The sequence below is a fragment of the Actinomyces israelii DSM 43320 genome, from assembly GCF_000711965.1.
Classification (GTDB): Bacteria; Actinomycetota; Actinomycetes; order Actinomycetales; family Actinomycetaceae; genus Actinomyces; species Actinomyces israelii.
This window is the reverse complement of sequence record NZ_JONS01000074.1, coordinates 1-10,800: the sequence shown is the minus strand read 5'-3', so window position 1 is coordinate 10,800 and position 10,800 is coordinate 1. Positions and strand designations below refer to the sequence as shown.

The following is a 10,800-nucleotide window of genomic DNA, read 5'->3' as shown; positions in this document are numbered from 1 at the left end:
GCTGCCCATCGGCAGGCTTTTCCACATCGTGAGTATTCCCACGCTCGTCCTCCTCGGGGTCATCGCCGGCGCCTGTGGCGTATTTGCCGACATGGCCCGCGTCCTGGACGAGGCCTTCGGGCCGTGCTCGGTCTACGGCGAGTGCGTGCCCGCCTGCCCCGCGGGCATCCCGCTGGAGGCGATCGCGCGCGTCAACCGGGAGGTGCTGCGCACCGGGCTGATCGGCCGCGGCCGGGACGACTGAGGGCGGGGCGAGCCGGGCCGCCAGCGCCCGAGCGGCCCCACATCCCGCGTGGACGCCGGGCTGAGCTCGGGCTCGAGCATCCGTGTCAGAGCCCCAGCGCGGCGTAGAGCTCATCACGGGAGGAGAAGCGCGAGGTGCCGCGGGCGATGATCTCGTCCGCCTCGCGCAGGGCCGGCTGGCCGGGTCGCAGCTCAGGACTCGGCGGCTCAGGGCTTGTGGGCGACGACGGCGATGCCCACCATGTCCTTCTGGTAGCGGGTGAACACGGAGCGCATCTGGAGGATGCGGGCGCGCAGCTCCTTGTCCCGCATGACGTTGCGGACGATCCTCAGCGCGCCGCCCAGCCCCTCGTCGCGCAGGTTACGGCTCATCTTGAGCAGCGCCATGGGGGCGGTGCCGACCCAGTCGACCTCCAGCCCGGCGTCCTCCATGAGCTGGCGCCAGGCGGCGGCGGTCATGGGGCGGGCGTTGACGTGGATGGCGCGGGCCAGGTCGCGACGCAGCCGGGTGTAGTACTCCTCGTCGATGTCGTCGGGGGCGACGCCGAGCTCGTGGATCGCGTAGCGGCCCCCGGACCTCAGGACGCGGGCGGCCTCGGTGACAATGGCCGCCTTGCCCTTGTCCCCCTGCATGGTGAGCATGGCCTCTCCCACGACGACGTCGGCGCTGGCGTCGGGCAGGCCGGTGTCGGCCGCCTCGCCCTGACGGACGGTGCCGCGCTCCCCGACGACGGCGGCCACCCGGGCCGCGGCCTGCGGGTCACGGTCGATCGCGGTGTAGGAGGCTGGGCCGGCGGCGACGATCTCGGCGGCGGTGCGGCCCAGGCCGGGGGCCATCTCCACGACGTCGGCGTCCGCCAGCCCGGCGTGGGCGAGCATGTCGGCGGTCAGGGCGGCGCCGCCGGGGCGCAGGACGCGCTTGCCCGCGCGGGCGAGGACCCAGTGGCCGGGTGCTGTGGCGATGGGGCGGTCGGCGTACGGGAGGGGAACGTCGGAGGCGGGCTTGTCGCTCATGGGCGGGAGTTTAGCCTGCCCTCACCGTGAGAAACAGTGACATGGGCCGGCTCTCGGCCCACCCCCTGCTGCTTGACCGGTCGCCCGGAGCGCTCCTACTATTCGCTCATAACTCCCCGTCGTCCTCCGGGACTGGCGGGGTCTACTTTGTGGAGTTGTCATGACCCTCACGATGGCAGTCGTAGTCGACTACCAGAACGTCCACTTGACAGCAGCGAAGCTGTTTCTGCCTGGACGCCCGCCCGAAGAGGCCCTTGTCGAGCCCTACCGTTTCGCGTGCCAGCTCGCTCAGGCCCGCAACGCGACGAACGACGACGCACGCCAGGTATCGGTCTCACGAGTCGAGGTGTTCCGCGGCCTACCGATCCCAGAGGACGACCCCGATGCCTACCGGCGGAACCAGGAACAGCGCGCCGCCTGGGAACAGGGCCACCACAGAGTGGTTAACGTGACGCTGCGTCCGCTGAAGTACTCATGGGACTACGTGGACGGGAGCCGAGTGCCGGTACGCAGTTCTCGGCAGGAGAAGGGCGTAGACGTCCTGTGCGCGCTCACCCTGGTAGAGTTGGCCCGCTCCCGCGCCTATGACGTCGTCGTTCTCGCCTCCCGCGACACTGATCTGGCCCCTGCGCTCGACGCGGCCGCTGCGACAGCGGGCGCGAAGGTCGAGGCCGCGAAATGGTACGACCCAGCAGCGGGCTGGACGCGCGGCAACATCAAGACCAACCGCCGTCTCTGGACGGTCTCGATGACGCGAAGACACTTCATGGGCAGTCTCGATCCCCGGTCCTACGCCTGAGAGAGGGCCACGGCGCAGGCCCGCTCCGCCGCAGGGCCGGCCCTCAGACCTTGTTGACGTGGTCCAGGCGACCCCGAGAGTGAGACCGAGGCCTGTATGATGCCCTCAGACCTTGTTGACGTGGTCCAGGCTCATCTCGCCCACGCGGGTGCCGGGGTACTCGGCGGCGTGCTTGCGGCGGCGCATGGCGATGTAGTGCCGCTCGACCTCCCCGGTGTAGACCTGGCGCGGACGGCCGATGCGCTTGGCCGGGTCGGCGATCATCTCGCGGTACTGGGCGATCCAGCCGGGCAGGCGCCCCAGGGCGAACAGCGGCGTGAACATCTTCGCCGGGAAGCCCATGGCCTGGTAGATCAGGCCCGTGTAGAAATCGACGTTCGGGTACAGGCTGCGGGAGATGAAGTACTCGTCGGACAGCGCCACATCCTCCAGCTCCATGGCGATCTCGAGCTTGCGGTCGCCGTCCTCGCTGCCCAAGCGGGTCAGGACGTCGTGGGCGGTTTCCTTGACGATGGCGGCGCGCGGGTCGTAGTTCTTGTAGACGCGGTGGCCGAAGCCCATCAGACGCACCCCGCCCTCCTTGTTCTTGACCCTGCGGACGAACTCGGTCGTCGTCATGCCCTCGGCCTGGATGGTGTCGAGCATGCGCAGAACGGCCTCGTTGGCACCGCCGTGCAGCGGCCCCGACAGCGCCCCGACGCCGGCCGCCACCGAGGCGTACATATTGGCGTCCGCGGAGCCGACCAGGCGCACGGTGGACGTGGAGCAGTTCTGCTCGTGGTCGGCGTGCAGGATGAGCAGCATGTCCAGCGCCCTGATGACGGCGGGGTCGATCTCGTAGCTCTGGTCGGGCATGCCGAAGGTCATGTTGAGGAAGTCCTCGACGTAGCCCCGCTTGGAGTCCGGGTAGAGCAGCGGCAGGCCGATGGCGCGACGGGCGATGTAGGAGATCATGGTCGGCAGCTTGCTCAGGAGCAGCACCGTGGCGAGCTCGCGCTCGTAGGGGTCGTGCGGGTTGAGGGTGTCCTCGTAGTAGGTGGCCAGCCCGGCGATGCCCGCCTGGAGGATCGCCATGGGGTGGCCGGAGGAGGGGAAGGAGGTGAAGAAGCTGCGGAAGTCCTCGTGGAGGAGGCGGTGACGGCCGATGCGGCGCTCGAAGCGCTCGAAGGTCCTGGCGTCGGGCAGCTCGCCGTTAATGAGCAGGTAGGCGACCTCCAGGAAGGTCGAGGACTTGGCGAGCTCGGCGATCGGGTAGCCGCGGTAGCGCAGGACGCCGGCGGCGCCGTCGATGTAGGTGATGTCCGAGGTGCACGAGGCGGTGTTGGTGAAGCCCGGGTCGAGGGTGACCATCCCGGTGGAGCGCAGCAGCCTGCCCACGCCCAGCCCGTCGGATCCCTCGGTGGCGTGGATGCGCGGCAGCTCCAGGCCCGTCTCCCCGACGGTGAGCTCGCCCGGGACGTCCAGGTCGTTGGGGTCGATGGTCGTGTCGGTCATAGTGCCTCCTAAGGCTGACGACGTCGGCGCTGCCGCACCCTGGCCCACCGCGGGCGGGCCCTGGTCCTCGGCCAACTCTACGGGCTCCCCGCCCGCGACATTGACGCGTGCCGAACTGCGGGCGCACCGCCGGGCGGCCCCGCGGTCTGCGCCGGGCGGCCGAAAGGCGCCCGGCGCAGCCGGGCGACACTGACCGCGGGCTCAAAAGAACTCCGAAGAACTCGCCCAGGGGCACCTTTCCGCACAATGACGGCCTCCCGTGCGGATCGCTCAACGCGCCGCGCCCGGCGGGTTCTTGACGGGTTCCTGAAAGAATTGTGCATGAACCGATCTCGGTGCGGAACTCGACCGATCTCGGCGAAGGAGGAAGGGCGCGAGCCGGCGGCCCGCTCAGGCGAAGAGCCTCCGGGCCCCGGGCGAGCGCAGGCGCTCGCAGGCGGCGGCCACGCGCTCGTCGGTGTCGGTCAGGCTCATGCGCACCCGCCCGGCGCCCGCCTCGCCGTAGAAGTCCCCGGGGGCGACGACGATCCCCAGCTCGGCGAAGGCCCCCACCAGGTCGAAGGCGCTCATGGACGCGGGCCCGCTCAGCCACAGGTAGAGGCCGGCGACCGAGGCCGGGTCATTGACCAGGCCCACGGCGGCCGTGGCCTCCAGGAGGGCCTCCCGACGACGTCGGTAGGTCTCCCGCTGGGCCGCCACATGGGCGTCGTCGCCGAGGGCGGCGACCATGGCCGCCTGGACGGGGGCGGGCACGAGCAGGCCGGAGTGCTTGCGCACCTCGGTCACCGCCTTGACGAGCTCGGGGTCGCCGGCCAGGAAGGCGGCCCGGTAGCCGGCCAGGTTTGACTGCTTGGACAGGGAGTACAGGGCGATGAGCCCGGTCGGATCAGTCTCACCGCCGTCGGCGCGGCCGGTCACGCGCGCGTCCAGCAGGCTCGGCACGCCCTCGAAGGCCCACGGCTCGGCCCAGCCGAGCTCGGCATAGCACTCGTCGGCGACGACGACGGCCCCGCGGTGGCGCGCCCAGGCGACGATGCGCGCCAGCTGCTCTACGCCCAGAACGTGGCCGTCGGGGTTGCCGGGGCTGTTGAGCCACACAATGACCGGCGCGGCGGGGGCGCCATCCGGGCCGGCGGGCAGCTCCCAGGTGTCGGGGTCGGCATCGGTGTCGACGGGCACGGGCGTGGCGCCGGCCAGACGCGCCCCGACGTCGTAGGTGGGGTAGGCGGCGCGCGGGTGGACGACGACATCGCCGGGCCCGGCCCCGAGCTGCAGCGCGAGGAGCGCCACCGACTCCTTGGAGCCGATGGTGGGGATGACGGCGTCGTCGGTCAGGCCGCGCACCCCGCGCCGGCGCTCCATCCAGGCGATGATGGCCCGGCGGACGGCCGGCGTGCCGACGGCGGCCGGGTACCCGGGCGCGTTGGAGGCCGCGGCCAGGGCGGCGCGGGCCACATCGGGCGAGTCGTCAACAGGAGTGCCGATGGCGAGATCGACGACGCCGTCCGGGTGTGCTGCGGCGAGGGCGCGGTAGGGCCTCAGGGAGTCCCAGGGGAAGTCCGGCAGGGCGGGCGGGCGCGGCAGGACGGGGCGAGAGGCGCGGGCGGAGGGCGAGTCGGTCACGTCAGTCACGCACCCGATTGTCTCCCAACGGTGCCCCGACGGCGGGCCATCGGCTGGGTGCCGCGCGCCGTTCGGGTCAGTCGAGCCCGTTGGCCTCCCGGTAGTCGGCGTTCTGCGGAGGCAGGGCCGCAACCATGGGGTCGTCGTAGGGCTGGGGGCCGGTCTTCTGGGCACCGCCCGGGGAGCCCAGGCCCTCGAGCTCGAAGAAGTCGATATTGGCCCGCGTGTAGTCCTCCCACTCCTCGGGGACGTCGTCCTCGTAGAAGATCGCCTCGGTGGGGCACACGGGCTCGCAGGCGCCGCAGTCAACACACTCGTCGGCGTTGATGTAGAGGGTCCGTTCGCCCTCGTAGATGCAGTCGACCGGACACTCGTCCACACATGCGCGGTCCTTGACGTCGACACATGGCTGGGCGATGACGTAGGTCATGGGTGGATTCCTCTTCTCTGGAACGCGTCGCACGGGCGGCGACGCAGCCATGTCCACAATATTGCCCCACGTCCCCACCTCGCCCAAGAGGCCGGAACCGTGGCCCTGAGCACGGGAATGCGGGGTGCTCCCGCGGTTTATTTGGTGATGGGCGAGGAACCGAATCCAGCCGGAGGGCCGGGAGCCGACTCCTCCGGAGTTTCTCCGGGGTGTTGCGGGCCGAGCGACGGCGGCGTCTCGTTCAGCGTCCAGCGCGCGAGGTCTTCCGGGGCGTGGGGCTAGGCCGCGGCCAGCTGGTTTCCCCTCCGTCCGCGCCTGGATACGGGCCCAGCGGCATGCGTCGCGGTCGCGCCATCCCTCTCGTGCCTCCAAGCGCCCGCGGCCCCGCTGCACACCGCTGGCGTCGACCGCCGAGTCAAACGACCTTCGACGACAGGACCTACGCCAGGAGTCCCGGCGGGGCGGCCACGCCCGCCGACGCCTCTCCCAGCAGCGAGCCGACGATGTGCGACAGCGAGAAGTCCGGGCCGAGCAGCATGGGCGCGACCCAGATCAGGCCCGCAAGCACGATCAGCAGGACCAGTGCAAGGATCGCAGCGACCTTCACCGCCGTCGGGATCCCCCGCCGTCTACCTGCCGCCACTGCGTCTCGGCGATAGGGGGAGTGGACCTGCTGCTCCCCGGGCGCGCTCTTGGAGAGCGTGACCCAGGCGAGGTTCTCCTCCCTCGACCACACCTCGCGACCCTGGGCGCCCGAGGCGGAGGAGGCGCGTGCGGGGACCGCCGGCTGGGAGGCGGTCTCCGACGACGGCGCGGAGGCGGCGGCCGCGGGCCGCCCGGGCGCAGTCCTGGCCGGCGCGCCCGGCGCCGCCGAAGCAGGGACCCCCGGGGTCGGAGAGGCGGACGGGAGCGCGGTGGACCGGGTCCTCGCCCGAATCGGGGCGGGCGCCCTGCTGCTGCCCGATCCTGGGCGGCCGGGAGCCGCGGCCCGAGCCGGCGCCGAGGCCGGAGGTCCCGCCGCGCCACGACCTGCGCCCGGCGCCTCATGGGCGGCTGTGACGGCGACCTGCTGGTTGGCGACGACCACCCGATAGGTCGCCGTGCCCTCCGGGGCGTCTGCTGTGGCCGGTGAGGGAAGGATGCCCACCGGGCCGGTGGTTCCGGCGGACGACGCCGACGGGCTGCCCGGCGCGAAAACGGGGCGGCGCCTCACCGCCCCGGGCGCGGAGGAGGCCGACGGCGCGGGGGCTCCGCTGGCCGCCGAGGCCGCAGACGCCCTGGACGGCGTCGCCATCGCGGAGCGCGTCGGGGAGCCGGCGGATCGCACCGGGGGCTCGGCGGATCGCGCGCGTCCGCCGGAGGTCGCCGCAGAGGCCGCATGGGGAGCGGAGGCCGCCCGGCGGACGGAGGCCGCAGGAGGAGAAGCGACTCGGGAGCTGTCCGCAGCGCCGGCGTTCGGGTCCCCGGGGCGCGCCACGATGGGGGACCCGGAGCGCGCCGTTGCCGGCGCCCCGGGGCGCGCGGTCGAGGAGGCTCGCCCCCTCTGATGTCCCGCCTGCGAGCTCACGTCGATGGAGCCGGTCGGCGTCCCGCCGAGCAGCAGGGCGCTGAGCTCGGCCTCGGCGGTGGACAGGTGCGCTTCCGCGGGCGGACTCGGCGGCAGAACCGGCGTCGGGCCCGTGGGGGAAGGCATTGTGGGCGGTTCTGAGGCGCGGCGGGACGAGGCCGCGGGCCGCCGACCGGAGGCCGGGCGCCCGGTCGGCGGCTCGGCGCCCCCGGGCTCGGCCGGACGCCTGTGCGGCGTCGGGGCGGCTCTGCCGGGGGCGGCGGCCGGTCGTTGGGATCCGGGGCTCGTGGCCGGGGCGGGGCGCATCCCCCGCCCCGGGGAAGAGGCCTGCCGAGGGGCGCGGGAGTGCCCCCCGCCCGACGTCGACGGGCGGGGGGCGCCCGCGGCACCGGGCTGGGATCCCGCGCCGTGACTGGCGGCGCTGCGATAGACCGGGACGGCGTTGGCGGGGCGCGACCCTGAGAACATGGAGTAGGACTGGAACCCGGCCTCGGAGGCGGGAACGGCCGACGGCGCGGTGCGGCGCCCTGTCGTCGCCCCGGCCTCCGCCGAGGCGGCGGCGCGGTGGCGGCCCTGTGCGTCAGCATCAGCAGAGGCGCGGCGGCGCCCGGACCTCGTCTCCGTCGGGGGGGCCGAGGTGTTCACGACGGAACGGTCCGGCGTCGTCACAGTCATATGCGTTCTCCTCATGGGAAGGGGAAACGATGCTCCATAGCCTTGACAAGCCTAGTGGGCGGCGCAAGGGCACGCCCGGCGAGACGGCAGCGAGATCAAAATGTTATGGTATTGCTATCTGTACCTTTTTGGGGACTAGGTTTTCCAGCGTGTCGCTGGCTCGCGCGGAGCGTAGTGCCGGGGCGGCGCCTCCGCTAGGACTTTCCCGACTTCCCGCAGGCGATGTTGTTGTCCGCGTCGTAGGTGGTGGTCAGGACGTCGTCGGGCATGGCCTTGTCCGGGGCCGTGCGGGTGCGGGTGACGGTGATGTCGAAGCCCGGGTTGCCGCCGGAGTACGCCTGGCACCCCGCGCCCGCCGGACGGGTGATCGTCTGGACGGGCCGGTAGTTGTAGCGCTCCGAGCTGGTGATGGACACGTCGTAGTAGTGCGTGGACCAGATGCGGGTGTGGACCTCGCCGTCGGCGACCCAGGCCTGGATGAGTGCCGCGTACGGCGTGGAGTTGGCGAACTTGACGTCCTTCTGACCTGTCCAGAGCGTCGCCTCGCGCCCCGCCGGGTACCGGTCGAAGTAGTAGGAGTGCGGATGGTGCTCGATGTCGTCCATGCCGGCCTCGAAGCCGACGTTGAACATGGTGGTGCCGATCTGGGACAGGCCGCCGCCCAGCGCGTCGACGTGCTGGCCGTTCGAGATGACGCCGGCATCGGTGAAGCCGTGCTCGTAGTCGACCGGGCCGAGCGCCTGCTCGACGGAGAAGGTCTCCCCGGGCATGACGATCTGGCCGTTCATCTGCTCGGCGCCGCGGATGAGGTTCTGATCGCGTCCGGGCTCCGAGTTGAAGGGGGTGGCGAACTCGCCGGTGACCTCGGTAATGCCCCAGTCCTTCTCGGGCGTGGTGATCTCCGGCTGGGTGGTGATCATGGTGAGAGCCACGGTCCTGTCGGCCGAGGCGGTGCCGGTGGTGCCGGCCTCCACGAGCTGCTGGGTCAGGGCGTCCATGTCGATGCCCTCCCCGGGGGATGGGGCCACGTACTGCGGCTTGGCGCCGGCGGCGCTCTCCGCTGAGCCGTCGATGGTCCATCCGGCGTTCGTGGGCGCGGTCTCGATCCCGCCCATGGCGTCGATGATCGTGTCGTGGAGCCGCTGAGAGTCCAGGACGGCGGAGAGCTCGCCGTCGTCCGTGGAGATGGTGGTCAGGTCGGCGATCTGTTCGGGCGAGAGGACGACCTGCTTGGTGGCGGCGGTCTTCTCCACGCTCGTGTCGGCGGCCGTGACGGTGAGGCTGTCGGAGAGCAGGGGGGTGAGCACGGAGTCGACGAAGGCCTCAGCGTCGTCATCGGTGATGGCGGGCCTCGCGGTGCCCTCGACCATGGCGATCTCCTCCTGGCCGAGGGGCCAGCCGGCACTCAGGGCCTTGACGGAGGCATCGACGTCCATGCCGGTTCCGTCTGTGCCCGGGGTCACCACGGGGGTGGTGCCTTCGAGGGTGACGACGGCGTCGGCCGTGCCGGTGGCAAGCGTGCCGAGCCGGGCGTTGAGGGCGTTGGTGAGCGCATCAGAGTCGACGGTGGTGACGGCGTCAACACTGGTACCGCTCAGACGTTTGATGAGCGTGACCGGGTTGATGGTGGGGTCGATCAGCCGGTTGATGCTGGCGGCAGCGTCGACGCTCACTCCGGAGTCGGCCGGCACGAGCGTGTCGGTGGAGTCGTTGGCACTGAGGGTGACGGGCTGCGCGAGCTCGGCGCCGATCTGGTCAGCCACGACCTGGCGGGCCTCGTCGGGGCTCATGTCTCCGACGTCGACGCCGGAGACCGTCGATCCGGCGAAGACGTGCTGGGTGGCGGCGATGGCGGCGCCTCCCCAGACCAGGACGAGCAGGCCCGCACCGATGATTCCTGCGAGCACGCCGCGGTTCAGCCTGCGCCTGTGCGGCAGACCCGTCGGCACAGCCTTGATCTTGGCGAGGACTGCCATGATCCCGGTGAGAGCGGAGCTGGCGGCGGTCGCCGAGGCAGCCTCGGACGGGCCCTCGGCAGCAGACGCGCCCTCTGCGGGCTCGGAGACCTCGGGTTCTGCGGGCTCGGAGCCAGCGGGTGTGAAGGACCTCGGTCTGGAGGCCTCAGGCCCGGCGGTTTTGGAGCCAGCGGTCTCGACCTCGGATGCCTCGTCCGAGGCCGCCTCTGCTGGGGTACGCGCAGACATGGCTGCAAGGGTGTCGGCCATCGGTGTGGCCACGACATCCGTCGTCTCGGCCTCACCGGCCTCGGCCTCGACGTCGGGAGCCTCGGCCCCCGGCTCGGCGTCAACGGGCTCGGATTCGGCCTTCTCAGCTTCCGGCTCAGCGTCGGCGGGCCCAGCGGGCTCCTCGGATTCAGCCTCCTCAGCCTCCGGTTCAGCCTCAGCGGACTCGGGCGCCGAGCCCTCGTCGCCGGCAGGCTCGGCAGGCTCGGCAGCGTCGGCCTCCACCGAACCGGCGTCATCCGACTCAGCGGCAGGCGCACCGCCGTCGGGCTCCTCCTCAGAAACCTCCGGCTCCTCCGAGACCTCAGCCTCAGCACCCTCAACGGGCTCGGGCGCCGAGTCCCCGTCGTCGGCAGGCTCGGAGACCTCAGCCTCGACCGAGCCGGCGTCATCCGACTCGACGGCCTCAAAGTCAGCGACGGCCTCGACGTCAGGCTCTCCCTCGGAAGCCCCCGGCTCCCTCGAGTCCTCGCCGCCGGCAGGCTCAGCAGGCTCGACGTCACCGGACTCGGCCTCGGTATCCGCGTCGGCTTCGACCGAGCCGGCGTCATCCGACTCAGCGGCAGGCGCACCGCCGTCGGGCTCCTCCTCAGAAGCCTCCGGCTCCTCCGAGACCCCGGCCTCAGCACCCTCAGCAGGCTCGGACTCCTCGGACTCAACGTCCGCACCCCCGGCCTCACCGGGCCCGGGCGCCGAGTCCCCGTCGCCGGCA

At 71.9% G+C, this 10,800-nt stretch carries 9 protein-coding genes and 1 pseudogene; 4 read left to right on the top strand and 6 right to left on the bottom strand.

The features are described from left to right. Nucleotides 1–244 (top strand): annotated as a pseudogene (locus O145_RS14710) (hypothetical protein); the annotation flags it as partial. Nucleotides 245–450: 206 nt separating this feature from the next. On the opposite strand, the gene O145_RS14705 reads toward O145_RS14710, so the two are convergent. After that, a complete protein-coding gene (locus O145_RS14705) occupies nucleotides 451–1,257 on the bottom strand; it encodes a class I SAM-dependent methyltransferase (RefSeq protein ID WP_043564323.1) in 807 nt (268 codons plus the stop codon). A gap of 160 nt (nucleotides 1,258–1,417) precedes the next feature. On the opposite strand from O145_RS14705, the gene O145_RS14700 reads away from it, so the two are divergent. Continuing rightward, nucleotides 1,418–2,056 (top strand): NYN domain-containing protein, encoded by a 639-nt coding sequence (locus tag O145_RS14700; RefSeq protein ID WP_043564321.1) that lies wholly within the window; start codon nucleotides 1,418–1,420, stop codon nucleotides 2,054–2,056. 105 nt (nucleotides 2,057–2,161) lie between these two features. Here the strand turns inward: O145_RS14700 and O145_RS14695 are convergent, their stop codons facing one another. From O145_RS14695 to O145_RS18495, 4 genes are all read right to left on the bottom strand, one after another. Next, the gene (locus tag O145_RS14695; RefSeq protein WP_084682667.1) at nucleotides 2,162–3,550 is read right to left on the bottom strand and encodes a citrate synthase; all 1,389 of its coding nucleotides are present in this window, start codon (nucleotides 3,548–3,550) and stop codon (nucleotides 2,162–2,164) included. Between the two features lie 390 nt (nucleotides 3,551–3,940). Next, on the bottom strand, nucleotides 3,941–5,173 hold the full coding sequence (gene dapC, locus O145_RS14690) for a succinyldiaminopimelate transaminase (protein ID WP_052375244.1): 1,233 nt from the start codon (nucleotides 5,171–5,173) through the stop codon (nucleotides 3,941–3,943). 76 nt (nucleotides 5,174–5,249) lie between these two features. After that, nucleotides 5,250–5,603: a ferredoxin gene (gene fdxA / locus O145_RS14685; RefSeq protein WP_043564319.1), complete on the bottom strand. Its 354-nt coding sequence runs from the start codon at nucleotides 5,601–5,603 to the stop codon at nucleotides 5,250–5,252. A 439-nt stretch (nucleotides 5,604–6,042) separates the two neighbouring features. Beyond that, entirely contained in the window at nucleotides 6,043–6,210 is a 168-nt protein-coding gene (locus O145_RS18495) for a hypothetical protein (RefSeq protein ID WP_156966817.1), read from the bottom strand. A gap of 94 nt (nucleotides 6,211–6,304) precedes the next feature. On the opposite strand from O145_RS18495, the gene O145_RS14680 reads away from it, so the two are divergent. Together O145_RS14680 and O145_RS14675 are read left to right on the top strand one after the other, a co-directional pair. After that, entirely contained in the window at nucleotides 6,305–6,697 is a 393-nt protein-coding gene (locus tag O145_RS14680) for a hypothetical protein (RefSeq protein ID WP_043564317.1), read from the top strand. 45 nt (nucleotides 6,698–6,742) lie between these two features. Next, nucleotides 6,743–7,150, top strand: a complete 408-nt coding sequence (locus O145_RS14675; protein ID WP_156966816.1) for a hypothetical protein — start codon at nucleotides 6,743–6,745, stop codon at nucleotides 7,148–7,150. 889 nt (nucleotides 7,151–8,039) lie between these two features. Here the strand turns inward: O145_RS14675 and O145_RS14670 are convergent. Next, nucleotides 8,040–10,800, bottom strand: a 2,761-nt coding sequence (locus tag O145_RS14670) for a VanW family protein (protein WP_043564314.1), incomplete at its 5' end; no start/stop codon positions are given.